The organism is Pseudomonas sp. C11, from assembly GCF_034683865.1.
Taxonomy (GTDB): domain Bacteria; phylum Pseudomonadota; class Gammaproteobacteria; order Pseudomonadales; family Pseudomonadaceae; genus Aquipseudomonas.
Genome location: NZ_JAWIIP010000001.1, coordinates 553229 through 580228, shown reverse-complemented (window position 1 = coordinate 580228; position 27000 = coordinate 553229). Strand labels below are relative to the sequence as shown.

The 27000-nt window shown below is 62.5% G+C and carries 27 protein-coding genes and 1 pseudogene; 18 read left to right on the top strand and 10 right to left on the bottom strand.

What is annotated here, in order from left to right; genetic code table 11:
- Positions 1-80: 80 nt before the first annotated feature.
- From VC352_RS02600 to VC352_RS02580, 5 genes are all read left to right on the top strand, one after another.
- Positions 81-518 (top strand): copper-binding protein, encoded by a 438-nt coding sequence (locus VC352_RS02600; protein ID WP_322978012.1) that lies wholly within the window; start codon positions 81-83, stop codon positions 516-518.
- A gap of 13 nt (positions 519-531) precedes the next feature.
- The gene (locus tag VC352_RS02595) at positions 532-1797 is read left to right on the top strand and encodes a histidine kinase (RefSeq protein WP_322978011.1); all 1266 of its coding nucleotides are present in this window, start codon (positions 532-534) and stop codon (positions 1795-1797) included.
- Positions 1794-2453 carry a response regulator transcription factor gene (locus VC352_RS02590; protein WP_322978010.1) on the top strand — a complete coding sequence of 220 codons (660 nt, stop codon included), beginning with the start codon at positions 1794-1796 and terminating at the stop codon, positions 2451-2453. The genes VC352_RS02595 and VC352_RS02590 overlap by 4 nt, the downstream gene beginning before the upstream one ends.
- Before the next feature lie 356 nt (positions 2454-2809).
- Positions 2810-3523, top strand: a complete 714-nt coding sequence (locus VC352_RS02585; protein ID WP_322978009.1) for a hypothetical protein — start codon at positions 2810-2812, stop codon at positions 3521-3523.
- A 320-nt stretch (positions 3524-3843) separates the two neighbouring features.
- Entirely contained in the window at positions 3844-4410 is a 567-nt protein-coding gene (locus VC352_RS02580) for a hypothetical protein (protein WP_322978008.1), read from the top strand.
- Positions 4411-4622: 212 nt separating this feature from the next.
- Here VC352_RS02580 and VC352_RS02575 read toward each other — a convergent pair whose 3' ends face one another.
- Both VC352_RS02575 and exaA read right to left on the bottom strand, forming a co-directional pair.
- Positions 4623-5282: a pentapeptide repeat-containing protein gene (locus VC352_RS02575; protein WP_322978007.1), complete on the bottom strand. Its 660-nt coding sequence runs from the start codon at positions 5280-5282 to the stop codon at positions 4623-4625.
- A 100-nt stretch (positions 5283-5382) separates the two neighbouring features.
- A complete protein-coding gene (exaA, locus tag VC352_RS02570; RefSeq protein WP_416340057.1) occupies positions 5383-7245 on the bottom strand; it encodes a quinoprotein ethanol dehydrogenase in 1863 nt (620 codons plus the stop codon).
- Positions 7246-7534: 289 nt separating this feature from the next.
- Here exaA and pedF point away from each other — a divergent pair, with 289 nt between their 5' ends.
- The 5 genes from pedF (at position 7535) to VC352_RS02545 (ending at position 11513) form a co-directional block, all read left to right on the top strand.
- Positions 7535-7957: a cytochrome c-550 PedF gene (gene pedF, locus VC352_RS02565; protein ID WP_322978006.1), complete on the top strand. Its 423-nt coding sequence runs from the start codon at positions 7535-7537 to the stop codon at positions 7955-7957.
- Positions 7958-8005: 48 nt separating this feature from the next.
- Entirely contained in the window at positions 8006-8878 is an 873-nt protein-coding gene (locus VC352_RS02560) for a substrate-binding periplasmic protein (protein WP_322978142.1), read from the top strand.
- 27 nt (positions 8879-8905) lie between these two features.
- Positions 8906-9655, top strand: coding sequence for a quinoprotein dehydrogenase-associated SoxYZ-like carrier (locus tag VC352_RS02555; protein WP_322978005.1), 750 nt, complete (start codon positions 8906-8908; stop codon positions 9653-9655).
- A 109-nt stretch (positions 9656-9764) separates the two neighbouring features.
- Entirely contained in the window at positions 9765-10694 is a 930-nt protein-coding gene (locus VC352_RS02550; protein WP_322978004.1) for a quinoprotein relay system zinc metallohydrolase 1, read from the top strand.
- 264 nt (positions 10695-10958) lie between these two features.
- On the top strand, positions 10959-11513 hold the full coding sequence (locus VC352_RS02545) for an ATP-dependent zinc protease (protein ID WP_322978003.1): 555 nt from the start codon (positions 10959-10961) through the stop codon (positions 11511-11513).
- 34 nt (positions 11514-11547) lie between these two features.
- Here the strand turns inward: VC352_RS02545 and VC352_RS02540 are convergent, their stop codons facing one another.
- A complete protein-coding gene (locus tag VC352_RS02540) occupies positions 11548-12402 on the bottom strand; it encodes a LysR substrate-binding domain-containing protein (protein WP_322978002.1) in 855 nt (284 codons plus the stop codon).
- 97 nt (positions 12403-12499) lie between these two features.
- On the opposite strand from VC352_RS02540, the gene VC352_RS02535 reads away from it, so the two are divergent.
- From VC352_RS02535 to VC352_RS02515, 5 genes are read left to right on the top strand one after another with little or no spacing between them, the layout of a single operon-like run.
- Positions 12500-12724: a DUF1127 domain-containing protein gene (locus VC352_RS02535; RefSeq protein WP_322978001.1), complete on the top strand. Its 225-nt coding sequence runs from the start codon at positions 12500-12502 to the stop codon at positions 12722-12724.
- A gap of 16 nt (positions 12725-12740) precedes the next feature.
- Positions 12741-13685: a DMT family transporter gene (locus VC352_RS02530; protein ID WP_322978000.1), complete on the top strand. Its 945-nt coding sequence runs from the start codon at positions 12741-12743 to the stop codon at positions 13683-13685.
- Positions 13686-13711: 26 nt separating this feature from the next.
- Positions 13712-14170 (top strand): DUF3291 domain-containing protein, encoded by a 459-nt coding sequence (locus VC352_RS02525; protein ID WP_322977999.1) that lies wholly within the window; start codon positions 13712-13714, stop codon positions 14168-14170.
- A gap of 55 nt (positions 14171-14225) precedes the next feature.
- Positions 14226-15740, top strand: a complete 1515-nt coding sequence (locus VC352_RS02520; RefSeq protein WP_322977998.1) for a B12-binding domain-containing radical SAM protein — start codon at positions 14226-14228, stop codon at positions 15738-15740.
- 35 nt (positions 15741-15775) lie between these two features.
- Positions 15776-16969: a winged helix-turn-helix domain-containing protein gene (locus tag VC352_RS02515; RefSeq protein ID WP_322977997.1), complete on the top strand. Its 1194-nt coding sequence runs from the start codon at positions 15776-15778 to the stop codon at positions 16967-16969.
- On the opposite strand, the gene VC352_RS02510 is transcribed toward VC352_RS02515, so the two are convergent.
- From VC352_RS02510 to VC352_RS02500, 3 genes are all read right to left on the bottom strand, one after another.
- A complete protein-coding gene (locus tag VC352_RS02510) occupies positions 16966-17352 on the bottom strand; it encodes a lysozyme inhibitor LprI family protein (RefSeq protein ID WP_322977996.1) in 387 nt (128 codons plus the stop codon). The genes VC352_RS02515 and VC352_RS02510 overlap by 4 nt on opposite strands.
- Before the next feature lie 51 nt (positions 17353-17403).
- Positions 17404-18159 (bottom strand): M48 family metallopeptidase, encoded by a 756-nt coding sequence (locus VC352_RS02505; protein ID WP_322977995.1) that lies wholly within the window; start codon positions 18157-18159, stop codon positions 17404-17406.
- Between the two features lie 161 nt (positions 18160-18320).
- The gene (locus VC352_RS02500; RefSeq protein WP_322977994.1) at positions 18321-19667 is read right to left on the bottom strand and encodes a class II 3-deoxy-7-phosphoheptulonate synthase; all 1347 of its coding nucleotides are present in this window, start codon (positions 19665-19667) and stop codon (positions 18321-18323) included.
- Positions 19668-19823: 156 nt separating this feature from the next.
- On the opposite strand from VC352_RS02500, the gene VC352_RS02495 reads away from it, so the two are divergent.
- Together VC352_RS02495 and VC352_RS02490 are read left to right on the top strand one after the other, a co-directional pair.
- A complete protein-coding gene (locus VC352_RS02495) occupies positions 19824-20603 on the top strand; it encodes a spermidine synthase (RefSeq protein ID WP_322977993.1) in 780 nt (259 codons plus the stop codon).
- 218 nt (positions 20604-20821) lie between these two features.
- Positions 20822-22548: pseudogene (locus tag VC352_RS02490) on the top strand (DEAD/DEAH box helicase).
- An 84-nt stretch (positions 22549-22632) separates the two neighbouring features.
- On the opposite strand, the gene VC352_RS02485 reads toward VC352_RS02490, so the two are convergent.
- The 3 genes from VC352_RS02485 to VC352_RS02475 all read right to left on the bottom strand — a co-directional run bounded on the left by VC352_RS02485 (position 22633) and on the right by VC352_RS02475 (position 25167).
- Entirely contained in the window at positions 22633-23034 is a 402-nt protein-coding gene (locus VC352_RS02485) for a transcriptional regulator (protein WP_322977992.1), read from the bottom strand.
- Positions 23035-23113: 79 nt separating this feature from the next.
- Complete coding sequence (locus VC352_RS02480; RefSeq protein WP_322977991.1) at positions 23114-23881, bottom strand: class III extradiol ring-cleavage dioxygenase; 768 nt, start codon at positions 23879-23881, stop codon at positions 23114-23116.
- 92 nt (positions 23882-23973) lie between these two features.
- Complete coding sequence (locus VC352_RS02475; protein ID WP_322977990.1) at positions 23974-25167, bottom strand: PDC sensor domain-containing protein; 1194 nt, start codon at positions 25165-25167, stop codon at positions 23974-23976.
- 94 nt (positions 25168-25261) lie between these two features.
- Here VC352_RS02475 and VC352_RS02470 point away from each other — a divergent pair, with 94 nt between their 5' ends.
- Positions 25262-25927 (top strand): thiopurine S-methyltransferase, encoded by a 666-nt coding sequence (locus VC352_RS02470; RefSeq protein WP_322977989.1) that lies wholly within the window; start codon positions 25262-25264, stop codon positions 25925-25927.
- A 36-nt stretch (positions 25928-25963) separates the two neighbouring features.
- On the opposite strand, the gene VC352_RS02465 is transcribed toward VC352_RS02470, so the two are convergent.
- Entirely contained in the window at positions 25964-26983 is a 1020-nt protein-coding gene (locus VC352_RS02465) for an AraC family transcriptional regulator (RefSeq protein ID WP_322977988.1), read from the bottom strand.
- Positions 26984-27000: the final 17 nt, after the last annotated feature.

The following is a 27000-nucleotide window of genomic DNA, read 5'->3' as shown; positions in this document are numbered from 1 at the left end:
GTACCAAGGTAGTAACCCGATGCGCACCGTTACTTCCTAGCATGGCAGGCACTGCCCAATAACAAGAACAGGTGACCGCCATGCGTATCTTCAAGGCTCTGCTGCTGCCGCTATTGCTGATCATCAGCCTGCTCGGCGTCGACCAGTTGCATGCCGCCGGCGACATGACCCGCCGCCCAATCGCGTTGCCCGATCTGGTGCTGGGCAGCGACGACAGTGACTACTTCATGTCGCAGAGCGAATACCAGTTGGAAACCGGCCAGGCCTACCAGCTCAAGGTCATCTCCAACGGCCAGAAGGAATACGCCTTCCAGGCGCCGGAGTTCGCCACTTCGATCTACCTGCGCAAGGTCGAGGCCGGCGGTGTGGAGGTCAAGGCCATGACCCTCACTGAACTGGAATTCGAGGAGGCCGGCCAGGCGGAAATCTTCTTCCTGCCGGTCAAGCCGGGCAAATACCGCTTCTACGCCAAGGGCCTGGAAGGCAAGGGCATGCTCGGCTACTTCGTTGTCAAGTAGCCGGGTCAAGCAGATGAGCGCTCTCGGCCGTATCAACCTGGTGGTCAGCCTGCTGTTCGTGCTGGTGACCCTGGCCGGGTTGGCGTTGTTGCTGCGCCAGGCCAGCCATGACGTGCAGCGTGAGCTGCAGGCTGCCGAGGCGGTGGTGGAATACCTCGGCGAAGTAGCGCGCACCAACCCAGGCAGCCTGCGCCCGGAACTGACCGAGAACCTGCGACATATCCGCGTGAGCTGGCTGCGCCCCGGCGAGCAGCCCGTGGCACAGAGCAAGAGCCTGGTCGAGCGCTGGATCGCCGAACGCCTGCTGGGTTCGACGACGCTGGTGAGCGATGCCTGGCCGCTGGCCGATGGCCGCGAGCTGCATATCGCCCTCGACCCCTTCGACGAGATCGAGGAAATCCAGGACTCGTTGCTGCAACTGCTGCTGCTCAGCGCCTTCGCCCTGATCCTCAGCCTGCTCACCATCCGCTTCGCCGTGCGCCGCGCCCGCCGTGTGCTGGACGAACTGCTCGCCGGTCTGCGCGAAGTCGGCGCTGGCCACTTCGATACCCGCTTGCGCGATCACGGCCTTGCCGAGGCCAAGCATCTTGCGACGCACTTCAATGGCATGGCCACCACCCTGCAGCAGGTGCAGGCGGACAACGCCGAGCTGACCCAATCCCTGCTGGCGCTGCAGGAGCGCGAGCGCACGCGCCTTGGCCAGACCCTGCACGACGACCTCGGCCAATACCTCAGCGGTATTCGCGCCCAGGCCTGTTTGCTCAAGGTGATCGCCGACCGCCCGCAGCAGGTACAGGACACCGCGCGCCTGCTCGACGACAACTGCGAACGCCTGCAGCAGGGCTTTCGCAGCCTGATCCGCGACCTCTACCCGGTGGTGCTGGAGCGCCTGGAGCTAGGGCCGGCGCTGCAGCAACTGGCCGCCGACTGGCAGCAGGCGCAAGGCATTCGCTGCCGTCTGCAACTGGGCGAGCGCCTGCCGAGCCTGCCGCTGACGAGCAAGGCCCATCTCTATCGCCTGGTGCAGGAGGCGCTGACTAACGTCGCCCGCCATGCCGACGCCAGCGAAGTACGCATTCGCCTGCAACGCCGTGGCCAGGGCCTACGCCTATTGGTGCGCGACAACGGCCAGGGCACTGCGCTACCGCTGCGCCCCGGCATCGGCCTGCGCTCGATGCGCGAACGTAGCCGCAGCCTGGGCGGCGAGCTACGCCTGCATAGCCGCCCGCAAGCGGGCTGGGCGCTGTGCCTGAACATTCCCCTGGAGGCAACGTCATGAAGATTCTGCTGGTAGACGACCACGCCGTGGTGCGCCAGGGCTACGCCAGCCTGCTGCGCGCCCTGTTGCCGGACGTACAACTGCGCGAAGCCTGCGACGGCGAACAGGCCCTGCAGCGGGTGCAGGAAGAGATTCCCAACCTGGTGATCATGGACATCGGCCTGCCTGGCATCAGCGGCCTGGAAACCACCCGCCGCCTGCGCCAGCGCCTGCCGCAACTGCGCATCCTGTTCTTCAGCATGCACGACGAACTGCCCCTGGTACGCCAGGCGCTGGACGCCGGCGCCATCGGCTACCTGACCAAGAACTCATCGCCAGAAGTGCTGGTGGAAGCAGTCAAACGCACCGCCGCCGGCCACGCCTATATCGAACAACCCCTGGCCACCCAACTGGCCTGCAACCCCACCAGCGCAGATGGCCTCGACCCACGCCTGCGCGAGCTGACCCAGCGCGAATTCGAGATCTTCGTCATGCTCGCCCGCGGCCTGCCACCCCGGCAGATCGCCGAGAAGCTGTGCATCAGCGCCAAGACCCTGTCCAACTACCAGACCCTGGTGAAGAACAAACTGCAGATCAGCTCGCAGGCGGAGTTGGTGCATCTGGCGATTGATAGTGGGGTGGTAAGGGTGGGATTTGGAGAGTGCTTGAGGGACTGATGAGCAATGGCTTGTTAGGAAGCTGGATTACGGGGCCAGCCGCTACACATTTGTAAACCGTTTAGCAAGAACAGCGTCCTTCTTGGCCAGTGTGTGTAATACGGGCTAGCTGCTGGCCATTAGGTCAGTGTAGATTGATGGCACATGGCCGGTTTTGGATTAGGCCCATCTTTAAAATTAGTTGATCAACTTGAGTTTTGCTGTTGATCAGCAGCCTTAATGCAGGGGGAGTAAGTATGGCTGATGCAACTAAAGATAAAGACTGCTTTATTATCATGCCGATTGCAGATACAGATGGTTATCCCTAGGGGCATTTTAAACATGTCTATGATGATATTGTTGCTCCTGCGTGCGAAATGTCCGGATATAATGCGGTTAGGGCGGATGACGTAAAAGCGACAAATCTCATTCATCTCGATATTCTTAAGAAGCTTATCGAAGCTCCTGTTGCTGTGTGTGATCTTAGTAGTCGAAATCCGAATGTGCTTTTTGAGTTGGGTATAAGGCAAGCTTTTGATCGACCGGTTGTGCTGATTCAGGAAATCGGCACTCCTAAGATATTTGATATAACGCCTCTTCGTTATCTTGAATATTCAAAGGAAATGAAGTATCACGAGGTTCTCAAGAGTCAGCGAGAGTTAAAGGATGCTATTGAAGCAACTGTTACTGCTGATGGAGAGGTTGGAAACGTTAACTCTATTGTTAAGCTGCTTGCTCTCAGTAAATCAGCAAAAATTCCTGAGTTAAAAGGTGACAAAGAAGGGCTGGCGCTAGGAGTGCTTCGTGCCGAAATGCAAGAAATGAGAAAGCTTATGGAGATTTCAATTTACGAAAAAAATCGTGGCTCGCGCAGAGGCTCCATATCGGCGATAGAGTATGAGCGCATATTAAATACTTTAGAAAAAATTCAAGCCTCAAAGCGAGTTCCTATTCCTGAAAGGGCTGAACAGTTGCATATGTTAATGCGTGATACCGAAGAATTAATGATGCGCTGCGAGGATAAGGCGGATCACATGCACTTCAGAAATTTGTTTGAACGTATTCATCGCGTGTATGCGGATATCTCGTGACGATTTGATCGTTCCCACGCTCTGCTTGGGGAAGCAGGCATCGACGCTCTGTCTGCGTTTGCAGGCCGTTGCCCCAATGCATAGCAAGTAGCCTGGACACTGGCTTGGCTGGCAGATGATGAAAAAGCGTCATCCTCCCTACGTTGTGACGGGGTTTGTAGGGGGGACAACGCGAAGCTTGTCCACCGTTTCGCAATTCTCGACACTCTGCGTCTACTTGCATGTCATTGCTAATTTGAAATTGCTGGCGATTTGGAGTGTCGTAGGCGTGGCTCCCATGCGTAGAGTGGGAAAGTAAGAGCTTTCAGATAGGAGTGTTCATGTTTCGTCAGTTATTTCTCGTAATATTCTTGTGGCCGTTTTTTGCAAATGCTGGGCTGGACGTAACGGCGTACGAAAAACTAACTATCGTTTCGTCACCGAAAATAGATGGTTATGGGGAGCCATCGGAACCTGATCAAATTCAGTTGGCTCCCGTGGACTTCGTAGAACGTTTCGACGGTCTGACGGCAGGGCAGGTATATCGTTACGAGTCGACCTTCGACTTCAGGGCAGGCTCCTATACAGGATACAACTACTGGCGGAATGAGTTGGCAAAGCTCGCTGGCTACGGACAGACGCCATACAAGTCATTCAATGGCGAAACTGAGCTTCGGTACGATGCTGCCGTTTGGAATGGCAAGAAAGGAGCATTCTGGGAGCTTATTGATTTCTCTGATGCAGAGGGTGTCATCGGCCCTGTCGTATGCAAAAGACTTTATAAGGACTTCCTTCAGTATCAGGCTGACGCTTCAAAACATCCTGACGAGTATTTTCGTACCTCTTATCAGGATTGGGTGAGGGCATTTTCCATGTGTGCAAATGATGGAGCCATTGTCTTTCATTGAGCAGGTAGCCCGGACGTTGCTCCCGCCAATGGTGGATGAAAAAGCGCCAGTTGCCCCGATCTACCCTACGCAACACGATGGTTGGGCCGTCGTAGGGCGGGTGCAACCCGCCAGGACGCGGGTTGCTGTTGGCTGCATTCTCTATTGGTGGTGGGCGGTCGGTGGTGGGCTGAAGCCCACCCTACGGGTTAGCCCCAGCGCTGAGTATGGAATCAGTCCCAGCCTTTGGGGCACTCGATGCAGCCTGGCATGTTGGCGTCCTGGAAGTTGCCGAAGCGGGTGCGCGCGCCGCTGAGGTTGGCGTTTTCCAGGTTGGCGCCGCCCAGTTTCACTTCCTGCAGGTTGGCATCCTCCAGATGCGCGCCTTTGAGGTCGGCCTTGCTCAGCCAGGTCATCTCCAGGTTGGCTGCCTGCAGTTGCACGTCATGCAGTTTGGCGCCGGAGAGGCGGGCGAATTCCAGGTTGGCGGCGCGCAGGTCGGCGCCTTCGAATTGCGCGGCCTGGGCGAACAGGCCCCAGCCGCCAATGGCCACCAGGCTGGCACCAGATAGGTCGGCCAGGCGCAGGTTGCTCTGTTGCAGGCTGGCGCGGGTGAGGTTGGTGCCGCGCAGCTTGGCCTTTTCCAGATTGCTCAGGTCGAGGTTGGCGTGGCGCAGGTCGGCACCGGAGAGATCGGCGCCGGACAAGTTCATGCGGCGCATGTCGAGGTTGCGCAGGTCAGCGCCGCGCAGGTTGGCGTTGGGGCATTGGCTGTCGGGTTCGATGCGGCAGCCGTTGATCAGCGGCACGTCGTCGTTGTCGGTCTCGGCGCCGATGGCGTGGCTGCCGAGCACCAGCAACACGACTGGAATGAGTAGAGGCAGGTAGTTCATGGCGAGTCCTCGGATGAATGGATGGGGAGGCGGTCGCGGCTAAAGCCCCTCCCACGGTTGGCGCGCATGGCGCACCCCAGGTGCGCCATGCGTTGGGCCGTCAGCGTTGGGCGCTGGCCTTGTCCCAGCTCGGCAGCTTGAACACCCAGAAGGAGCCGCCCTGGGCGACCGGTTTGGTCAACTCGGCCATGTCGCCACCCCACAGCGGCACGGCGCCGCCGTAGCCGGCGGTCACGCCTATGTACTGCTCACCGTCCTGCTCCCAGGTGATGGGCGGGGAGATGATCCCGGTGCCGACCTGGAACTTCCACAGCTCCTTGCCGTTCTTGGCGTCGAAGGCCTTGAAGTAGCCGTCGCCAGTGCCGGTGAACACCAGGTTGCCCTTGGTGGCCAGCACGCCGGCCCACAACGGCAGGCGTTCCTTGTGTTCCCACTCGACCTTGCCGGTGGTTGGGTTCATCGCGCGCAGGATGCCAACGTGGTCATCGAACAGGCGCTTGATACGAAAGCCCATGCCCAGGTAGGCGGAGCCTTTCTTGTAGTGCGCTTCCTCGGCCCAGTAGTCCTCCTTCCAGTGGTTGGCCGGCACGTAGAACAGGCCGGTGTCCTGGCTGTAGGCCATGGGGTTCCAGTTCTTGCCGCCGAGGAAGGGTGGCGAGACCTCGACCGCTTCACCCTTGCTCTCGCCCGGCTTCGGCTTGGGCGGGCGCTGGCCCGGGTTCTCCACCGGCCGGCCGGTCTTCAGGTCGATGTGGCTGGCCCAGGTGATCTTGTCGACGAAGGGGAAGGCGTTCTTCAGCTTGCCGTTGGCGCGGTCGACTACGTAGAAGAAACCGTTGCGGTCGGCGTGGGCGGTGGCCTTGGTGACCTTGCCGTCCTTGTCCTTGTAGTCGAACAGCACCAGCTCGTTGTTGCCGGAGAAGTCCCAGGCATCGTTCGGGGTGTGCTGGTAGAACCACTTCACTTCGCCGGTGCTCGGGTCGACGCCGACCTGGCCGGAGGTGTAGAGGCTGTCATAGTCGTGCGGGTTGCCGCCGTCGCTGGTGCGTGCCCAGCCGTTCCACGGGGCCGGGTTGCCGGCGCCGACGATGATGGTGTTGGTTTCGGCATCGAAGCTGGCGCTCTGCCACGGTGCGCCGCCGCCCTGGCTCCAGGCTTGTTTCTTGCCGGTCGGCGAGTTGGGATCGTCCGGCCAGCTCGGTGCCTTGACGTCGCCGGTCGGGGTGCTGTCCTTGCCGTTGAGGCGGCCCATGTGGCCTTCGACGAAGGGGCGCATCCAGACTTCCTCGCCGGTGTCCGGGTCGCGGGCGAACAGGCGGCCGACCACGCCAAACTCATCGCCGGAGCTGCCGTGGATCAGCAGCACCTTGCCGGTCTTGCCGTCCTTCACCAGGGTCGGTGCGCCGGTCATGGTGTAGCCGGCGGAGTGGTCGGCGAACTTCTTGTTCCAGACCACCTTGCCGGTGTCCTTGTTCAGCGCCACGACGCGTGCGTCGAGGGTGCCGAAATAGATCTTGTCGCCGTAGATGGCGGCGCCACGGTTGACCACGTCGCAGCAGGGGCGAATGTCGTCGGGCAGGCGGTGGTTGTAGGTCCACAGGCGCTTGCCGGTTTTCGCATCGAGGGCGAAGACGCGCGAGTAGGAGCCGGTCACGTAGACCACGCCGTCATGGATGATGGCCTGCGATTCCTGGCCGCGCTGCTTTTCGTCACCGAAGGAGTAGCTCCAGGCCGGGGTCAGCTTGAACACGTTGTCGGCGTTGACCTGGGTAAGCGGGCTCCAGCGTTGGGCATTGGTGCCCATGCCGTACTGCAGCACGTTGCTGGTGGTAGTGTGGTCGTTGGCGATGTCGTCCCAGGTGACGGGCTTGGCAATCGCGCCCAGGCTCAGCGCCAGGCCGCCGGCCAGCATCAGGGCAAGCGTCAGGGGGCGAGGGCTGCTGGGTAGATTTCTTGTTGTCATGGTTGTGCTTCCCATTGGAGTTGAAAGTGCCGCAGTGGCAAACCGATGGTGGAACCCGGCCCCTTCGACGCCTACGGAAAAACTCCCGACTTCACCGGGAGGATTTCCCAGTCGCCCCATGACTTGGCCTTGCTGCCAAGGGATCAGCAAACCTGCGACCCAAGCCCTACTACCAAGGGACTAGAGCGCGGCCACCAAAGCAGGATTCGGTGTGCGCAGGCGCCTTTCTAAGATGGACGCCACAAGCTCGTAACGGGCTGTTCGGCGTGCATTCGATGAGGTCCTAGCCATGAACAAGAAGAAGATCCAATCCACCCTGGCCCTGATGCTGCTGGCCGCCTCCACCCAGTTGTGGGCGCACGGTGACGTGGTGCCGCAAGCGGTCAAGACCGATGGTCTGGAGCCGTTGGGTGAGGAGTGGCTGGAGGAAAACCCTTATCGCGGCAACCCGCGCGCCATCGAGATTGGCGCCTCGGCCTACAACCAGAACTGCGCCGCCTGCCACGGCCTGGAAGCCAAGTCCGGCGGTATCGCCCCTGACCTGCGTCTGCTCGAAACGGGCGCCAGTGGTGATGAGTGGTTCAAGGAGCGAGTCATTCACGGTGCGGTGCGCGATGGCCGCGTGTACATGCCGAAGATGGCCGATTACCTGAGCCAGGAAGCCCTGTGGGCGGTGCGCAGCTACCTGGAGAGCGTGCACGTCGAGGAGTAGCGCTTGATGATCAATCTGCTGCGCTCGTGCTTCACGATCTTCGCGGCCATGCGCCGGCTGATCCTGTTTGGCAGCCTGTTGCTGTGCCTGGGCGTCGCCCAGGCACAGGTGCGTGACTACGACCGCATCATGGAAGAGGGCGTGTTGCGCGTGGCGCTGTACCAGAACTTCCCGCCCTACAGCTTCGAGCAGGAGGGCCAGCCGCGTGGCGTCGACTACGAGCTGGCCAAGGCGTTGGCCGAAGGCTTGGGCCTGAGGCTGCAGGTGATCTGGGCGCCGCCCGGTGAGAAGCTTGACGACGACCTGCGCGACTACATCTGGCGTGGCCGGGTCACCGCCCAGGGCGAGCTGGCCGACCTGATGCTGCGCGTGCCCTACGACCGTGACTACGCGCAGATGCGCAACGAACTGGGCGAGCTGGTCAACGAGCGCGTGGTGATGTTCGGCCCCTATCAGCGCGAGCGCTGGCAACTGGCGTTCGATCGCCGTCGCCTGGCCGAGGTGCCAAGCATCAATGCCTTGCAGACGCATCCGATTGGCGTCGAGGTGGACAGCGTGCCATCGTTCTACCTCAGCTCCGCGCGTGAGGGCTTGCTGCGCTCGCAGGCACGGCATTACCCGTCGCCGACCCTGGCCTTCGCGGCCATGCGTGCCGGTGAGGTGGACGCCGTGATGGCCCTGCGCGGCGAGGTGGACTGGCTGCTGCACGAGGCCAATGATCCGCAACTGGCGCTGGCCGAGAACGCCTACCCGGACATGGGCCGGCAAATCTGGGACATCGGCATGGCGGTGCATGAAAGCAACCGGCAACTCGCCTATGCCCTGGAAGAACAGCTTGAAAAACTGATTCTCGACGGTTCGCTGGAGCGCCTCTACGGGCAGTACGGCCTGCGTTTCGAGAAGCCCGAACAATACCAATAGCGGTTGCAACCGCAGCGGAGGTGAACGATGGATTGGCGTAGCCTGATGTTGCTTGCGCTGTTCGTCTGGGCCTGGGAGGCGCGAGCCGCTGCCCCCGATCCGGTCGCTTCGGTGATGTGGGACTACTACCACCAGCGCCTGTTGAACGGCGAGCCCTTCGTCTTCGACGAACAGGTGCGCCTCGAAGTGCCGCCTTTCGCCGAAGACGCGCGCCAGGTGCCGATCCAGATCGACGCCAGCGCTTATGGCGGCAAGGTCAAACGCATCCTGGCCTGGGCCGAGCTCAACCCCATCCCGCGTATCGTCGATTTCACCCCCAGCGCCGCGCTGGAGCCGACCCTGGCCATTCGCATCCGGGTCGAGCAGGCCACGCCGATTCGTGCGGCGGTGCTGACCGACGATGGCGTATGGCATATCGGCTCGGCACGGGTGGAGGCCGCAGGCGGTGGCTGCACGGCGCCCAGCGTGGTGCGCGCCGAAGCCGGCTGGCAGGAGCGCCTCGGACAGGTGCTGGGCAAGCGCTACCTGCGCGGCGAGGACAGCCGCCTGCGCCTGCAGGTGTCGCACCCGATGGATAACGGTCTGGTCGGTGGCATTCCCGAGTTCTATATCGAACGGGCCGAACTGCGTGATGCGGACGGCCAAGTGCTGGGGCGCCTGGAGCTGTTCCCGGCGGTCAGCGAGAACCCGACGCTGACCTTCGACCTGCGCGGTGACCGTCACGCCGAACTGTGGTTGCGCGATAACAACGGCAACGAATTCCAGGCCGAGTTCTGACGGCATGCGCATTCGCCGCGGGGCGCGGCTCCCACAGGAGTAGCAGCGCTCGCCGCCTTGTCTGTAGGAGCCCCGCCCCGGGGCGAATCTCGATTTCGAGGAGAAGAGCATGCGCTGGATACTGTTTCTGCTGGCTCTCGGTAGCGGCTTGGCCCAGGCGCTCGACTACCACCTGCAACCCCGGCAGATCGCCGAGGGGGTCTGGCTGGTGGAAGGCAGCACCGACAATTTCGCCCCGGACAACGGCGGCAATATCGTCAATGTCGGCTTTATCGAAACCGCTGAGGGTGTGGTGGTGATCGACACCGGGCCGTCGCGCCGCTACGGCGAGGCGCTGCGCCAGAGCATCGAGCACGCCACCGGCAAACCTGTGCTGCGTGTGCTGCTGACTCACCATCACCCGGATCACGTGCTGGGCAACCAGGCGTTTGCCGGCGTGCCCATCGCCGCGCTGCCAGGTACCGCGAAGCTTTTGGCCGAGCAGGGCGACGCCATGGCGGAAAATATGTATCGCCTGGTGGGCGACTGGATGCGCGGCACCGAAGTGGTATTGCCCACCGAAGAGGTGCAGGAAGGCACGCTGGAGATCGGCGGCCGGCGCCTGCAACTGCTGGCGCTGCGCGGCCATACCGGAGCCGACCTGGCGATCCTCGACGAGCGTACGGGCGTGTTGTTTGCCGGTGACATCCTTTTCTACCAGCGCGCGCTGACCACGCCGAACACGCCTGGGCTGGATGTCTGGCTGGCCGATCTGGATCGCCTGCAAGCGCTGCCCTGGAAGCAGATCGTGCCCGGCCACGGCCCGCTGGCCACAGATGCAGCGCCTTTTGCGCAGATGCGCGACTACCTGGGCTGGCTCGATGGCCTGATGCGCGAGGGCGCGGAGCAGGGCGCCGAGATGAACGAGCTGATCCGCGCGCCGATCCCCGAGCGCTTCGCTCAGGTGAATCTGAGCCGCTATGAGCTGGTCCGCAGCGTCAGCCACCTTTATCCGCGCTACGAGCGCCAGGCCATGAGTCGGGTGGATCACGCCGAGTGACGACGTGTGTTGTCGCCTGGCTTCTGTGGGAGGCGCTTTAGCGGCGAATCGCGGCTAAAGCCCCTCCCACGTTAGCGCCTAGGGCGCCCCGTTCCGTTCTACGCGGCTGGCGCTCCGGTTCGTCTTACACACTGAACTGAAATCTGACCCGGCCACTCTCAAGGAGGCGGCTCTACCTGGCTTGCGACAAGCGGGCAGGCCATTTGACGAAAAATTGACCTGCACCCGAGTAGGGTGGGCTTTTCACAACCGAGGTAGCTGTCGATGGCCATGCCCCCTGTAACTGCTTCCGCTGTAGCGCTGATGCTGGCGATGATGTCCTCGCCAGCGGTGCATTCGAAGACGGATTCACCTTCTCCCCGTGTCTATGGATGGGTGGAGGAAGGGCTGCTGCTGCCTGAAAAGGCCGCACTGAAGATCAAGCTGGACACCGGTGCCCTGACCTCGTCGATGGATGCGAAAGATCTCGAACGCTTCGAGAAAGACGGCGAGCACTGGGTACGTTTCAATGTGGAAGTGAAAGACAGCAAGAGCGCAAAGACGGTGAGTATCCCCTTCGAGCGGCGCGTCGAAAGAAACGTCAAGGTCAGAGGGGCGGGCGGCGAAGAGAGACGCCCGGTGGTCAAGCTGAAGATGTGCATCGGCGACCGTATCTACAACGAAGAATTCTCGCTGAAGAACCGCGGCAAGATGATCTATCCGGTGCTGATCGGTCGGCGCACCCTGGAACACCTGGGGGCCGTGGATGTGTCCCGGACGTTCACCGTCGAGCCCAAATGCAATGGCGATTCGAGCGGCAAGCAGGCGAACAAGTCCTGAGTGCCGCCGAGGTCATGCGCAAAACGTCGACAGGTTAGAGCCTGAACCCCTCGACGATATGCTCAGCCAGGCATTCCGTTACCGGCGATTGGCTGCCCTCCCGACGCAGCAGCACGATGCTGGTCAATGGCAGTAGCGGCAGGCCCTCGGCTTCGCCAAGGATGTGCAGATCCGGGGTGATCAGGCTCTGTAGTTGCGCGGTCACTGCCAATCCTGCGCGCACTATGGCGAAGATTGCCGACAGGCTGGGGCTGGTGTAGGCGATGCGGTAGGGGCGGCTCATCGCATCCAGCGCGTTGCACGCCCACTCGCGACAGAAACAGTCGGCGTTGAACATCGCCAGCGGCATGGGCGTCTGCTCGTGCGGGGCGAAGCCTTGCGCCACGGCCCAGACGAAGCGCTCCTGGCGCAGCAGTTGACCGATCTCCTTGCCCGGCTGGCGGGTGACGATGGTCAGGTCGAGATCCTGTCGTTGCAGCAATTGCCCGGAGGGTTCGCAGTGCACCTCGACCTGCACCAGCGGGTAGGCCTGGGCGAAGCGCGAGAGAATTTCCGGCAGAAAACGCATCACGTAATCATCCGGCGTGCCGATGCGCACGGCGCCGACCATGTGCGGTTCACGCAGGGTATTGAGCACCTCGCCATGCAACTTGAGGATGCGCCGCGCGTAACCCAGCAGCACCTGACCTTCCGGCGTCAGTCGAACCTGGCGGCCGTCGCGCTCGAACAAGGGACGCTGCACCACGTCATCTTCCAGCCGTTTCATCTGCATGCTGATCGCCGATTGGGTGCGGTTCACCGCGTCGGCCGCGCGGGTGAAGCCACCCGTATCGGCGATGGCGACGAAGCTGCGCAGCAACTCGGTATCGATGCTGGGGTGATAGGCCATTCATCAACTCTCAAGATGGGTTGCATAAGAAACATTCGTTGGATTGATCATAAGCCTGGCCTGAGACTGGTGCCAACCCCACAGGGAGGACACCGAGATGAAAAGTCAGAAAGGGTATGCGATGGCTCAGGCCATCCCGTCTGGGCGCTTGCCGAGTGTGGCCGGTATTTGGCGCGTACTGCGCCGCTGGCAGCAACTGGCGCGTGAACGCCGCCAGTTGGCCGCGCTGGATATGGCGGCGCTGAAGGATCTGGGGCTGACCCGTGCCGACGTGATGCAGGAAAGTGAGCGGCCATTCTGGGATGATCCGCTGCGCAAATGAATGACGGAGTAATGTGATGACTGCTGTACGCAAGGGTGCCGATCTGTTCCTGTTCCAGCTGATGCTGCTGCTCTGTGCCATCTGGGGCAGCCAGCAGGTGGCAATCAAGCTGGCGGCGCCCGATGTTGCGCCCATGCTGCAGGTGGCCCTGCGTTCGGGGATCGCCGCCGTGTTGGTCGGCCTGCTGTTGCTCTGGCAGCGCGGCTGGCAGGGCTGGATCGGCTGCACCTGGCGCGCGGGCGTGCTGGCTGGCGTGCTGTTCGCCTTGGAGTTTTTCTTCATCGCCCTCGGCCTGCGCCATACCTCGGCCTCGCACATGGCGGTGTTTCTCTATACCGCGCCGATCTTCTCGGCGCTGGGCCTGCATCTGCTGCTGCCCAGCGAGCGTCTGCGCCGCCTGCAGTGGCTGGGTATCGCGCTGTGCTTCGCTGGCGTGGTGATGGCCTTCGGTGTCGGTGGCAGTTGGGCCGATATCGACGGCGGTATCCTGCTCGGCGATGCGCTGGGACTCTGTGCGGGCATGGCCTGGGGCGCCACTACCGTGGTGGTGCGTGGTTCGCGCTTGTCCGAAGCACCCGCCGGGTTGACCCTCTTCTACCAACTGGCCGTGGCTTTCGTCCTGTTGCTCGGCTATGCCCTGGCGGTGGTTGACCTCGGCCAGGTGCGCTGGAGCCCGCTCGCCATTGGCAGCATCGTGCTGCAGGGCGTGGTGGTGTCGTTCTTCACCTACCTGGCCTGGTTCTGGCTGCTGCGCCGCTACCTGGCCTCGAACATGGCGGTGTTTTCCTTCATGACCCCGTTGTTCGGAGTGACCTTCGGCGTGCTGGTGCTGGACGAGCCGCTGACGCTGAACTTCATCATCGGCGCCGCGCTGGTGCTCAGTGGCATCACCCTGGTCAGCAGCGAGGCCTGGCTGCGTCGACGCCTGGCAGACTGGCGTGGCTTGCCGCAGCAACCCTGAACGCTTACTTGCAAGGAGGCTGAAAATTGTCCGCTTACCACTTGGCCCAACTCAATATCGCCTTGATGAAGGCGCCGCTGGAGTCGCCGGAGATGGCCGACTTCGTGGCCAATCTGGAACGCATCAACGCCTTGGCCGAAGCCGCGCCCGGCTATGTCTGGCGCTTGCAGGACGAAGCGGGCGACGCCACGCCTATCCGCCCCTTTGGCGACGATGTTTTGGTCAACATGTCGGTCTGGCAGGACGTGCAGTCCCTCAGCGATTACGTCTACAAGTCGGCGCATGCCGAAATGCTCAAGCGCCGCCGCGAATGGTTCGCGCGCGTCGAGCAGATGCATCAGGTGTTGTGGTGGGTGCCGGCCGGGCATCGGCCTAGCGTGGTCGAGGCTGCCGAGCGCTTGGCTTATCTGCGCGAACATGGCGCGACGGCGCAGGCTTTCACCTTCCGACAACCTTTCTCGAAGCCAGAGGTAGAGACTGCTTAGCAGCACGACCCGTTTTAGGTATTGTGTGCGCCTGCGTGATTGCTCGGATAAGAAGATGCCCAAGAGCCCCCTGAAACTGATGCTGTGCATTCCCCATCAACTGGTGCACTTCGATGGCGTCAATGCCCGGCCGCAAGTGAGCCTGCCGCTGGGCATTCTTTCCATGGCTGCCTACCTGCGCGAGCAGCAGTGGAATGGCAGCATCGACATCTACGATGCCCGCATGAGCGCGCGCTTCAGCGAGATGGACACGCCGCAGGGGCGTCGGACGATCTTCGGCGACGACGAGCAGGAGATGGCGGCACGTATCGTGGCCTCCGCGCCAGACGTGGTGGGGATCTCCAACATGTTCTCGGCCCAGTTCGAGCGCGCCTTGCGCACGGCCGAGATCGTCAAGGAACAACTACCCAATGCCATCGTGGTGATCGGTGGGCCTCATGCCTCGGTGTTCCCCATGGACGTGCTGGCTCATCCCGCCATCGACTATGTGGTGGTGGGCGAGGGCGAGGAGCGCCTGCATGCGCTCTTGCAGTGCATCGAGATTGGCGAGCATCCGCAGATCCAGGGCGTGCTCGGCCGGCCGGAGGATGCCGGGCTGCTGCGCAAGAATCCGCGGGTCAAGATCAGTTTCATCAAGTCCGTCGACGACCTGCCGTTGCCGGCTTATGACATGGTCGACGTCGAGCGCTACTTCGAGCTGCAGGCCAATGGTTTCTCACCGCGTACGCGCGAATGGGGCAAGCGCGCCGTTACCGTCATCACCAGCCGGGGTTGCCCGCACCAGTGCACCTTCTGCTCGATTCAGGCGACCATGGGCTATCGCTGGCGGCCGCATTCGGCCGACTACGTACGGCGCCACCTGAACCTGCTGCGTGAGCGCTACGCGGTGGACTACCTGCATTTCGAAGACGACAACCTCACCCACGATACGGCTCGTTTCGACCAGTTGCTGGATGTGCTCGCGGAATTCTCGCCGTCCATTCCCTGGGATACGCCTAATGGCGTACGTGGCGATAGCTGGACTTTGGAGCGTGTGCGCCGCTCGAAGGAAACCGGGTGTCAGCATCTGGTGGTGGCCATCGAGTCAGCCGTGCAGCGAGTGCTGGATCATGTGGTGCGCAAGCGCCTGGATTTGTCTCAAGTCGACGACCTCATGAGTTATACCGACCAGGTCGGCTTGCGCCTGATGGCGTTCTACGTGGTCGGCCTGCCGGGCGAGCGGCTCGAGGAGATCGATGCAACCTTCCGCTACGCCTTGACCCGCTACTTCCGCTATGGCGTATGGCCTGGCATGAACCTGGCCGTGGCGTTGCCGGGTACCGAGCTGCATGAGATCGCCGAGCGTGACAACCTGCGCGATCCCTCGCTGCCCTACGCGGCGAATCAGATCACCACGACGGCGTTCTGCCCTGCGGATATCGAAGTTCGCTACCGTCGTTTCCAGCGCCTGAAAGTGATGATCTTCATCTGGCGCACCTTCACCAGTTGGCGCGACATGAGCTACAACCTGAAGCTGGTATGGGGCTACAAGGCCGTGGCCTTGCGCGAGCTGGGCAAATTGCTGCGTTGAGCGCCTTTGGTGTGCTCTAGGGCAGACGGCCTCTCATGACTTTCTCTCTTTCCCTCGCCGAAGCCCGCCGCCTGGCCCTGGCAGCCCAGGGCTTCGGTCGTGTGCCGCGTGGTGCCATCGCCCATAAGCATTTGCAGACGCAGATCGAGCGTCTTGGCGTGCTGCAGATCGATTCGGTCAATGCCCTGGTGCGTTCGCACTACCTGCCGGCGTTCTCCCGCCTGGGTCATTACCAGGCCGAGCATCTCGACGAACTGGCCTGGGGCCGCGCGCGGCGCAGGCGACTGTTCGAATACTGGGGGCACGAGGCTTCCTTGCTGCCGCTGGAGCTCTATCCGCTGTTGCGCTGGCGCATGCGTCGGGCGGCGGGTGGCCAGGGTATCTACGCTGGCCTGGCGCGCTTTGGTGTGGAGCGACGCGACGTGATCGAGGCCGTGCTGCAGGCCGTGCGCGAGCGCGGCGCGTTGGGTGCTGGCAGCCTCAGCAGCCGCACCGAGAAGGCCGGGCCCTGGTGGGACTGGAGCGCGGAGAAAACGGCGCTGGAATGGCTGTTCGCCGCAGGCGAGGTCACCGTTGCCGGCCGTCGCGGTTTTGAGCGGCTTTACGATCTGCCAGAGCGGATCATTCCGGGCGAGCTGCTCAATCATGCCGAACTGGATGAAGACGAAGCGCAGCGGTGCCTGCTACTGCGTTCGGCCGATGCCCTTGGCGTGGCAACCGAAAAGGATCTGCGCGACTACTACCGACTCGATGCCGGCGACAGCAAGCAGCGTATCGCCGAGCTGGTGGAGGCGGGTGAGTTGCTACCGGTCGCGGTGCAGGGCTGGCGACAGACGGCCTACTGCCGCGGCGAGCCGCACATCCCCAGGCGCGTGCGTCACAGCGCGTTGCTGTCCCCCTTCGATTCACTGATCTGGGCGCGCGAACGCACCGAGCGGCTGTTCGGCTTCCGCTATCGGCTGGAGATCTACACCCCGCAGGCCAAGCGCGTGTATGGCTACTACGTGTTGCCGTTTCTGCACCACGAACGCTTGCTGGCGCGGGTGGATCTGCGCAGCGAGCGTGCGGCCAGGCGCCTGGCGGTGCATGCCGTGCATCTGGAGGAAGCTGTGCTGAGTGAGGAGGCGCGTCAGGCGCTGAGCGATTCGTTGCAGGCGCTGGCGCATTGGCTGGGGTTGGATGAGGTGTGGCTGGCGCCTGGCGTCAGTCTGCGCAAGCTGCTGGGCTAGCCACCGTTCTCCAAGAGAAATTTCAGTTCCTCCAAGCGCTGGATATTCAGCTCCATGGGACAGGTGTAGTACATCGGTGAGCCGACATGCTTGCCCTGTAGATCGCACTGGCCGTTTCGGTAAATCAGCCAGGCCTTTTGTGTCGCTTCCAGTTGCTCGGCATCTCCTGGGGCGCTTTCCTGCAGTTTCAGAAAAAGCTGCTGGTAGACACGGTTCATTTCCTTTTTTACCGCTTCGGACACGCCTTCGGCGCAACTGGCGACGCTGGAGTTGTTGATCACCCCGTTGGCGTCCATGCAGGCCTGGTACTGTTCATCGTAATCACCCCAGACGCCGAGCGGCAGTAGCGTGAGCGATAGCAGGCCGTTACGCAGTATCGACATGGCAGTTTCTCAAAGATATAGGGGCTGCGACGCAGCCCCTGAGCGCCTTCCTTACTTACCCGCCAGACGATTGCGCATATTGTTGGCGCGCTCGGTGGATCCCGGGTGCGAGTCGAACATGCTGCTCTCGCCGCCACTGAGCTTGGCCAGCTTCTCGAATGCGGTTACCAGGCCTTCGCGGGGGATGTTGCGTTGGGTCAGCAGGTCGAAGGAGAAGTTGTCGGCCGCGCTTTCCTGGCTTTGCGAGAATTGTGCGTTGACCAGTTGCTCGCCCAGTGCGCCGAACTGCGAGGCAGAGAGCGCGGCGACGGTGCCGTTGCCCGAGGCAGCTGCGGCGTTGCGCGCGGCGGAGGTGGCGTAGGCAGTCTGCATGGCTTTCTTGGTGTGGCCGAGGGCAACGTGCCCCATCTCGTGACCCAACACGCCTTCGACTTCGTTGTCGTTCATTGCGTCCATCAAGCCGCTGTAGACGCGTACGCAACCGTTGGCCATGGCCCAGGCATTGACCTCGTCATTGAGGTAGACCTTGTAGTTGACCGGCGTACCGTTGACCTGATTGCCAAGGTTGGCGGCGATCTTGTTCAGGCGCTTGCCGTAAGAGGTGTCCGGGCCGGCGATGGAGTTGGAGGCGTCCATTTCCGCGCAGGCCTTGTCGGACATGCTTTTGACTTCGGCATCGCTGAGGGTTGCGGCCTGCACGGCCATCAGGCCGGATTGCATCATGGCGTCGGGGGACATGTTCTGGCAGCCGCTCAGCAGTACGGCGCTGGAGAGGGCGAAGGCGGAGAGGGTGGTGCGCAGTTGCATGATTCATCATCCTTGTTGGAGGTGTCGGCCGCGAGTCCTTTCCGGCTGGGTAGCGTCGTTTGCACCGGTCGGTGCTCGCGTTGGGGCGGCATTATGCCGGATACCGCACACGAGAAGTGCGAGCTGGTTCGCGCCCTGGCCAGTGGCCAGGGCGCAAGGGGTCAGCGCCGTACCTGCTTCAGCGTCTCGGCGATCATGAAGGCCAGTTCCAGGGATTGGTCGGCGTTCATGCGCGGGTCGCAGTGGGTGTGGTAGCGGTCGGATAGGCCGTCCTCGGTGATCGGCCGTGAGCCACCGATGCACTCGGTAACGTTCTGCCCGGTCATCTCGATGTGAATGCCGCCGGCATAAGTGCCTTCGGCCTGATGCACGGCGAAGAATTGCCGAACTTCGGCGAGGATTTGCGCGAAATCGCGGGTCTTGTAGCCGCTGCTGGCCTTGATGGTGTTGCCGTGCATGGGGTCGGAGCTCCACAGCACCTGGCGGCCTTCTTCCTTGACCTTGCGCAGCAGGCGCGGGAAGTGCGCTTCGACCTTGTCCGCGCCCATGCGCACGATCAGGTTCAGGCGGCCCGGGTCGTTGTCCGGGTTGAGCGCGTCGATCAGGCGGATCAGCTCGTCCGGATCCATGCTCGGGCCGACCTTGACGCCGATGGGGTTCTCGATGCCACGCATGAACTCGACATGGGCACCGTCCAACTGACGGGTGCGGTCGCCGATCCACAGCATGTGCGCGGAGCAGTCGTACCAGCGGCCGGTGAGGCTATCACGACGGACGAAGGCTTCCTCGTAATTGAGCAGCAGCGCTTCGTGTGCGGTGAAGAAGCTGGTTTCCCGCAGTTGCGGTGCGCTGTCCATGCCCACGGCACGCATGAAGGCCAGGGTTTCGTCGATACGGCCGGCGAGCTGGTGGTATTTCTCGGCCAACGCCGAATTGGCGATGAAGTCGAGGTTCCACTGGTGCACCTGATGCAGGTCGGCGAAGCCGCCCTGGGCGAAGGCGCGCAGCAGGTTGAGGCTGGCGGTGGCCTGGTGATAGGCCTGCATCAGGCGCTCGGGATCGGGGACGCGACTGGCGACGTCGAAACCGATGCCGTTGACGATGTCGCCACGGTAGGCGGGCAGGGTGACGCCATCGATAGTTTCGCTGCCGGACGAGCGCGGTTTGGCGAACTGGCCGGCCATGCGCCCGACCTTGACCACCGGGCAGCCGGCGGCGAATGTCATGACGATGGCCATCTGCAGCAGCACCTTGAAAGTGTCGCGGATCTTCGCGGCGGAAAACTCGGCGAAGCTCTCGGCGCAGTCGCCGCCCTGCAGCAGGAAGGCGCGGCCCTGGGTGACCTCGGCGAACTGGCGACGCAGCTCGCGCGCCTCGCCGGCGAACACCAGCGGCGGGTAGCCGGCGAGGGTCTGTTCGACGCGCGCCAGGTGCGCTGCATCAGGGTATTCGGGCTGCTGCTGAATGGGCTTGGCCCTCCAGCTTTCGGGACTCCAGGCGTGCGACATGGTGCATCTCTAGCGGCGATTGAGGCGGTGCGCATGGTAACCGATAAGCCCGCAGGCTCGCCGCGCAATTATCGCGTGACCGCGTGGGGCGCATCGCCGACAATCGGCGCGGTTGCCGGGCCGCAGGGCTGAGGCGTGAGGAGCAGGAGCAAGGACATGCCGGGGTTACCGCCGAGCGAAGAAATGCAGAAGCTGGACGAAGTCCTGCTTGCCGAAGTGCGCGATGCCTTCGGTGTGATCCGCGTGGTGCAGATTGGCGCCTATCGTTTTCTCGAATTCGGCGAGTGCATCGAGCAGAGCTGCGTATTTCCCGCCGATCCCAGCTGGCTGGAGTACGACTACACGCGCGCCATGCTGCTTGGTGCCCTGGCGCATGAAAAACCGGAAACCGCCCTGTTTCTCGGCTTGGGCGCCGGCAACCTGACCCAGGCCTGCCTGAAGTTCCTGCCACTGGAAGATGTCGAGGCTATCGAGCTGCGCCCGGATGTACCGCGCCTGGCCATGGAGTTTCTCGGTCTCGACGATGATCCTCGGCTGACCATTCGTATCGGCGATGCCATCGAATTGCTGCCCAGCGCGGAAACCGCCGATCTGATCTTCCTCGACCTCTACACCGACCAGGGGCCGGGTGTCGGCCACCTGGCCTGGAATTTTCTCGAGCAGTGCCAGGCCAAGCTGAACCCCGGTGGCTGGCTGATCATCAACCAGTGGGCGGCCAATGATGGCAAGCCGCTGGGCGCGGCGCTGCTGCGTGGCCTGTTTCACCGCCATTACTGGGAATGCCCGGTGAAGGAGGGCAACGTGGTCATGCTGATTCCTGCGAATCTTGAGCAGGAACTGGACTTCGCCTTGCTGCAGGCGCGTGCGGGCGAGTTGGCTGCGCAACTGGGCTATTCGCTGCAACCATTGATCGAGTCGTTGCGGCCAGCCAGCTAGGGGCTGCAGCGAGCGAAAAACCTGTCCCCCAGGGCGAAAAATCCTGTATGATCCGCGCCCGGCCAAAACGGCCTCGTCACTATCACGAAGCCTGGCTTCGTTGTCGGTTCGCTGCGGCGAACTACTCTTGACGTTTCATCCATCGTTTTCGCAAATGCCCGTCTATCGGCTGCCAGGGTGACCCACAAGGTCCTACATGGCACGTGCAGCCTTTGTTCCTGGGTCTTTGCGGATGCACTGAGGCAGACCCATGACCCAGGAAATCGGCGGCTTTGCCGCACTCGGACTTCACCCCAATATTCTCGCCGCTCTGACCGCCGTCGGTTACGAAGAGCCGTCGCCCATTCAGTCGCAGGCCATCCCGGTGATCCTCGCCGGCCACGACATGATCGGCCAGGCCCAGACCGGTACCGGCAAGACCGCTGCATTCGCGTTGCCGATCCTGTCGAAGATCGACCCGGCCAAGCGTGAACCACAGGCACTGATTCTCGCCCCGACTCGCGAGCTCGCTCTGCAGGTTGCCACCGCTTTTGAAACCTACTCCAAGCAGATGCCTGGCCTGAGCGTGGTCGCCGTGTACGGTGGCGCGCCGATGGGCCCGCAGCTGAAAGCCATTCGCCAGGGCGCACAGGTTATCGTCGCCACCCCGGGCCGTCTGGTCGACCACCTGCGTCGCGACGAGAAAGTGCTGTCGACCATCCAGTATCTGGTACTCGACGAAGCCGACGAAATGCTCAAGCTGGGCTTCATGGACGATCTGGAGATCATCTTCGAAGCCATGCCGGAAAGCCGCCAGAGCGTGCTGTTCTCCGCCACCCTGCCGCATTCGATCCGTGCCATCGCCGAGAAACACCTGCGTGAGCCGCAGCACATCAAGATCGCTGCCAAGACCCAGACCGTCTCGCGCATCGAGCAGGCGCATCTGATGATCCACGCCGATCAGAAGATCAATGCCGTGACTCGTCTGCTGGAAGTGGAAGAGTTCGACGCTCTGATCGCTTTCGTGCGCACCAAGCAAGCCACCCTGGATCTGGCCGCTGCGCTGGAAGCCAAGGGCTACAAGGCTGCTGCGCTGAACGGTGACATCGCGCAGAACCAGCGTGAGCGTGTGATCGACTCGCTCAAGGACGGCCGTCTGGATATCGTCGTTGCCACCGACGTGGCCGCTCGTGGTATCGACGTGCCGCGCATCACTCACGTATTCAACGTCGACATGCCGTACGACCCGGAGTCCTACGTTCACCGTATCGGCCGTACCGGTCGTGCCGGCCGTGAAGGTCGTGCGCTGCTGCTGGTGACGCCGCGTGAGCGCCGCATGCTGCAGGTGATCGAGCGTGTGACCGGGCAGAAGGTCGGTGAGGTCAAACTGCCGAACGCCCAGCAAGTGCTCGATGCGCGCATCAAGAAACTGACCAGCAGCCTGGCGCCGCTGGTGGCCGATGCGGAAGCCAGTCATGGCGATCTGCTCGACCGCCTGACCGCCGACATCGGTTGCAGCCCGCGTGCTCTGGCCGCTGCGCTGCTGAAGAAGGCCACCAATGGCCAGGCGCTCGATCTGGCTGCCGTGGAGCGTGAGCAGCCCCTGGTGCCGGGTGTTGGCGGTGCGCCGCGTGAGCGCCGTGAGCGTGATGGTGATCGTGGCGGCGAGCGTGGTGGTGAGCGCGGCGAATACCGCGAACGTCGTGCGCCGCTGCCGCTGACCGAGGGTCGCGTGCGTTGCCGTACTGCGCTGGGTACTCGTGACGGTATCGCCGCGAAGAACCTGCTTGGCGCCATCCTCAACGAGGGCGGCCTGGCGCGCGAAGCCATCGGTCGCATCCAGATCCGCGAGACCTTCAGCCTGGTCGAGTTGCCGGAAGATGGTCTGGATCGTCTGCTCGGCAAGCTCAAGGACACCCGCGTCGCCGGCAAGGCACTGAAGCTGCGTCGCTATCGCGAGGATTGATCCGTAGCCCGGTCGAGCCGGGCCAGGTGATCTGAAACGCCGCGTCCGGTTAGCCGGGCGCGGCGTTTTTCATGGTGCAGACGCTCACTGCGTTTCGCCGAGCGTCGCCCTGAGGGCAAGTCGGTCGAACACCTCGGGCGTCAGCGCCGCTTCGCCGGCATCGTCGAGCACCTGGCGCGGATGTTCGCTGCCGGGAATGCTGCTGTCGAGCATGGCAAGCAGTTGCGCGCCGCGTGGCGTCAGGACGAAGTTCTCGCCATTGCCGCCTTCGTTTTCCGGGCGTGGGGCGATGAAGTCAGCGCTCAACAGGCTGGCTTCATAACGCGTGGCCTCGGCACGAAAGTGATCCAGGTCGTCGACAGGGTCACCCGCGCGCTGCAGTTCGTCAGCCAACTCCTCGGCATAGTGGCGGGGAGCGAATGGCTTGCCGGCAGAATGTTGCGCCTCGCGCAGCAGGCGCTCGATCAGATCCCAGTGATAGTGCATGTCGGTTTCTCCGCAAGGAAGGGCTTACCGATTCCGACTACCTGGAGGTGACCTGGGTTCGACCTGAATTGATGCGCCTTCAGCCGAAGCTGTAGATGTCCATGCCCAGCGAGCCGTAGGTGAAGCCGCTGTGCTCGATGTTGAAGGCGCCACCGGCGCCTCGGGCGAAGAACAGGGGCAGCAGGTGCTCGTCGCTCGGGTGGTTACGCACCGCATAGGGCGCGAGCTGACGGTAGTGGTGCAGGGCCTGACCATCGTCGGCGGCCAGATGCTCGACCATCCATTGGCGGAATTCGCCGGCCCAGGCGGTGGCCATGTCCGGGCGTGCGTGCCAATCCAGTTCGCGCAGGTTATGGGTGATGCTGCCAGAGCCGATCAGCAACACGCCACGCGCACGCAACTCGGTCAGGGCGCGGCCGACGCGCGTCTGCATTTCCGGGCCCTGGCGGGTGGGCAGCGACAGTTGCACGAGCGGAATCGTGGCATCAGGGTACATCAGCGACATGGGCACCCAGGCGCCATGGTCTAAGGGCCGCTGTGGATCGACGTCAGCCGCGAGCCCGGCGCGGGCGAGCAGGGCGACGACCTCCTCGGTCAGTTGCGGCTCACCCGGCGCAGGGTATTGCACGGCATAGAGTTCGGGTGGGAAGCCATAGAAGTCGTGCCAGGTGGCAGGGGTTGCCGAGCCGGTGAGCTGCAGTCGATCACTTTCCCAGTGGGCGGAAACCACCACGACCGCCCGAGGGCGGGGCAGGCGAGCCGCCAGTTGTGCCAGCGCAGGGCCGCTGGCCCCGGGATCGAGGGCCAGCATGGGAGAACCGTGGGAAATGAACAGCGATGGCAGCATGAGCACCTCCATGAACGAGCCACCATTTTCGTCGGGTAACCTATCGATGAATAACGCATATTCTGCGCCATAACTATCGAAGATTTGGATGTCTAGCGAGAGCTGTCGCCGAAGGCCGTTTCGATATTGATCCCCAGGCTGAGTACGCCGAGGAAGTGACCGTCGAGCGGGTCGTGAATCGGCGCTGACACCTTACTCTGGAAGCTTTGCGTGGAGCCGTCGTATTCGATGTCGCCAATATGGATCTCGCCTGGCCGCAGGCGTTTGGCCTGTTGGTAGTCGTCCTCATCGGCCTGCCAGTAGTCGCTGGTGATCTCGCTAATGGCGACCAGTTGACCCGAGCGGTCACTGAGGAACAGTTCGTTGAATAACGGATGGTATTGCTCGGCAACATTCATCAGCAGGCGCGACGGCGGTGCCTGAAGCAGGCTGCGGATCAGTGGTTTTTCCTCCAGCAGGCGCTCGCGCAGCCATTGCCGATCCAGCTCCTGAATCCGGGCATCACTGGTGTTACGTGCGTCAGCTTTGCGCAATGCGTTCAGTAGATCGTCATGGTAGGCCCAGCGACGCAGATGCTGAGCCGTCAGTTGGCGCAGATAATCGGCTTCTTCTTCGGTCAGCTTGCTGCCGCGTGGGGCGCAGGGTTCCACCTGGCGGTTGAAGGCGTTGAGAAAGTCCGGGTGGAGTTCGAGAAAATCATGGGAGAAGTACACACCTAGCGGTGAATAGCGTACGAAGCGCTGCTGCAGCGGTTGTGCCAAGGGCTGCTGGGGCAGGGCGCTGCGCATGGCATTTTCGTCGGCCAGGAACAGGTCGATGCGCTCGCGCTGGAGCAGCTCGATCAGTTGTTCCAGGCGTGCCACCTTTTGCACGACATTGATCCCGCGCGCTTCCAGCCAGGTCAGGCTGTTGCTGCCCAGTACAGCGCCAATGCGCAGATTGCGATCCCAGATCGGTCGATTGAGCACCCGTGCATCCAGCGCGTACCAGTACCATTTCTCCGCCAGCAGTGGCGCCGAAAGCCGGGCGTAGCCGTCCACGCGGTTGTCAGGGGCGGAACTGAAGAAGCCGTCGGCGATATGACGGCTGACGTTCTGCCGGGCGCGGCTCAGTGAGGTGAGTTGAATGCGATAAGGTTGCTGCAGATGGTCGAAGATGCATTCCAGTACTCGGATCGACTGGCCACCCAGCTCACCATCGACTGAGACCTGATAAGGCTCATCGAGGCTGGTATCGAGACGAACGGGCGATTTTTCCTCGGCATGCACGGCTGGGAGCGTGAGCAATAATAGCAACGTCAGACAGCGAGCATGGCGTGCAGGCATGATGGCACTTCGCGGCGTTGGGCAGTGAATTTCAGTTTAGGTGAGGGGCAAAGACATGCACGAAGCTTTCTGGCAGGAGCGCTGGACGCGGGATCAGATCGGTTTTCATCAGGATCAGGTCAACGCCTATCTGCTGCGGCACTGGTCGAGGTTGCAGGTGTCTCGAAGCAGTCAGGTATTGGTGCCGTTGTGCGGCAAGAGCCTGGATCTGGCCTGGCTCGCCGGGCAGGGGCATGCGGTGCTGGGCGTCGAGCTGGCGGAGAAGGCGGTACAGGCTTTCTTCGAAGAACATGGCCTGCAGCCACAGGTGAACGAACACGGTGCGTTTCGCATCTACAGCGCGGGGGCGCTGGCGCTCTGGTGCGGGGATTTCTTCGCGCTCACGGCCGAGGATGTCGCGGGCTGCCAGGCGTTCTATGACCGTGCGGCGCTGATTGCGCTGCCAGCGGCAATGCGCGAGCGTTACGCCGCTCACCTGCATGGCATTCTGCCTGCCAACTGCCAGGGCCTGCTGGTGACGCTGGATTACGATCAGGCTCGCATGGATGGGCCGCCTTTCTCGGTCAGTGATGCCGAAGTGCGCGAGCGTTTCGGGCGGGTCTGGCAGGTGGACGAGCTGCAGCGCGAGGATGTGTTGGCGGGTAACTGGAAATTTATCCGTCATGATCTTAAGGCACTGGATGAGGCCACCTATCATCTGCGGCGGGTTGGCTTGGCGTAATGGCCAACTGATCGAGTTGCAGTCGATGGGCACGCTTCAGTGTTGCGCCTGTCGCTGCCATCGACTCGGTGGGCAGCCTGTCCAGCGGCTGAAGGCACGCGAGAAGCTGGCCGCCTCGGCGTATCCCAGGCGCTGCGCGATGCTGCCAAGATCCAGTTGCGTGCTACCGAGCAGTTCCTCAGCCAGGCGTTGCTTGACTCGCTCATTGAGGCTCTGGAAGCGTTGTCCTTCATCGGCCAGGCGTCTGTGCAGCGTGCGCTCCGAAAGGCCGAGATAGCCTGCCACTTCCCGGCATGACAGGAGTTCGCCCGCCCGCCGGAGCAGAACCTGTTGCACCATTCGCGCCGTGATGCCATCGGGCTGGATGTGAGTGATCTCCAGGCACTGGCGCTCGCACCACTGTTCGCCCTGCAATTGAGCATCCGGATGTGCTTGTGGTAACGGGCTCTGCAGCTCTTCGAGCGAAAATAGAATGCCGTTGCGTGCGGCGCCCAGATTCAGCGGATAGGGAAAGCGTTCCAGCAGGTGGCTATGTTCATCGGCGCTACGAACGGCAATGTCGACGGCCAGCGGCGAGGCTGGGCGCTGCAGTAACTCCGAAGTAACGCGCAGGCAGGCGGCCAGGCCACGCTCGATGACGAAGGCCCGTGTATCGTGCGGCAGCACACTGGCATCGAACAGCAGCCATGTGCCGCGGCGGTCGTTTTCCAAACGGGTCGGGCATAGTGTCAGCGCCATACTCTGGAAGCGGCTGAAGGTGGCAAAGGCTTCGTTCAGCGTGCGGCTGGCCAGCATCGTGAAGCCAAGCAGGCCCAGCGAGGTGAGGTGATAGCGCTCTCCCGTGCTGAACCCAAGCCCCGGGCGATCGCCTTGCGCCAGGAGATTACGGATCACTGCCAGTTCCTGCCAGGCCTCGATCCGTGCATTGCGGTCGTCGAGCTGAGCGAGATCGATGGCACTGCCCATCAGGCATTGATCGAGGCGCATACCCTGGGCGCGAGCCGTTTGCAGCAGGTAGCGAACTCCGGTTGTTGAGCGTTTCTGGCGCCAGTCCATGCTGATCGGACTCCGTG

Bases quoted from the DNA above. Each gene is read 5' to 3' on its own strand.
- VC352_RS02600 (WP_322978012.1), top strand. From the start codon at position 81: ATGCGTATCTTCAAGGCTCTGCTGCTGCCGCTATTGCTGATCATCAGC.
- VC352_RS02595 (WP_322978011.1), top strand. From the start codon at position 532: ATGAGCGCTCTCGGCCGTATCAACCTGGTGGTCAGCCTGCTGTTCGTG.
- VC352_RS02590 (WP_322978010.1), top strand. From the start codon at position 1,794: ATGAAGATTCTGCTGGTAGACGACCACGCCGTGGTGCGCCAGGGCTAC.
- VC352_RS02585 (WP_322978009.1), top strand. From the start codon at position 2,810: ATGTCCGGATATAATGCGGTTAGGGCGGATGACGTAAAAGCGACAAAT.
- VC352_RS02580 (WP_322978008.1), top strand. From the start codon at position 3,844: ATGTTTCGTCAGTTATTTCTCGTAATATTCTTGTGGCCGTTTTTTGCA.
- VC352_RS02575 (WP_322978007.1), bottom strand. From the start codon at position 5,282: ATGAACTACCTGCCTCTACTCATTCCAGTCGTGTTGCTGGTGCTCGGC.
- exaA (WP_416340057.1), bottom strand. From the start codon at position 7,245: ATGACAACAAGAAATCTACCCAGCAGCCCTCGCCCCCTGACGCTTGCC.
- pedF (WP_322978006.1), top strand. From the start codon at position 7,535: ATGAACAAGAAGAAGATCCAATCCACCCTGGCCCTGATGCTGCTGGCC.
- VC352_RS02560 (WP_322978142.1), top strand. From the start codon at position 8,006: ATGCGCCGGCTGATCCTGTTTGGCAGCCTGTTGCTGTGCCTGGGCGTC.
- VC352_RS02555 (WP_322978005.1), top strand. From the start codon at position 8,906: ATGGATTGGCGTAGCCTGATGTTGCTTGCGCTGTTCGTCTGGGCCTGG.
- VC352_RS02550 (WP_322978004.1), top strand. From the start codon at position 9,765: ATGCGCTGGATACTGTTTCTGCTGGCTCTCGGTAGCGGCTTGGCCCAG.
- VC352_RS02545 (WP_322978003.1), top strand. From the start codon at position 10,959: ATGGCCATGCCCCCTGTAACTGCTTCCGCTGTAGCGCTGATGCTGGCG.
- VC352_RS02540 (WP_322978002.1), bottom strand. From the start codon at position 12,402: ATGGCCTATCACCCCAGCATCGATACCGAGTTGCTGCGCAGCTTCGTC.
- VC352_RS02535 (WP_322978001.1), top strand. From the start codon at position 12,500: ATGAAAAGTCAGAAAGGGTATGCGATGGCTCAGGCCATCCCGTCTGGG.
- VC352_RS02530 (WP_322978000.1), top strand. From the start codon at position 12,741: ATGACTGCTGTACGCAAGGGTGCCGATCTGTTCCTGTTCCAGCTGATG.
- VC352_RS02520 (WP_322977998.1), top strand. From the start codon at position 14,226: ATGCCCAAGAGCCCCCTGAAACTGATGCTGTGCATTCCCCATCAACTG.
- VC352_RS02515 (WP_322977997.1), top strand. From the start codon at position 15,776: ATGACTTTCTCTCTTTCCCTCGCCGAAGCCCGCCGCCTGGCCCTGGCA.
- VC352_RS02510 (WP_322977996.1), bottom strand. From the start codon at position 17,352: ATGTCGATACTGCGTAACGGCCTGCTATCGCTCACGCTACTGCCGCTC.
- VC352_RS02505 (WP_322977995.1), bottom strand. From the start codon at position 18,159: ATGCAACTGCGCACCACCCTCTCCGCCTTCGCCCTCTCCAGCGCCGTA.
- VC352_RS02500 (WP_322977994.1), bottom strand. From the start codon at position 19,667: ATGTCGCACGCCTGGAGTCCCGAAAGCTGGAGGGCCAAGCCCATTCAG.
- VC352_RS02495 (WP_322977993.1), top strand. From the start codon at position 19,824: ATGCCGGGGTTACCGCCGAGCGAAGAAATGCAGAAGCTGGACGAAGTC.
- VC352_RS02485 (WP_322977992.1), bottom strand. From the start codon at position 23,034: ATGCACTATCACTGGGATCTGATCGAGCGCCTGCTGCGCGAGGCGCAA.
- VC352_RS02480 (WP_322977991.1), bottom strand. From the start codon at position 23,881: ATGCTGCCATCGCTGTTCATTTCCCACGGTTCTCCCATGCTGGCCCTC.
- VC352_RS02470 (WP_322977989.1), top strand. From the start codon at position 25,262: ATGCACGAAGCTTTCTGGCAGGAGCGCTGGACGCGGGATCAGATCGGT.
- VC352_RS02465 (WP_322977988.1), bottom strand. From the start codon at position 26,983: ATGGACTGGCGCCAGAAACGCTCAACAACCGGAGTTCGCTACCTGCTG.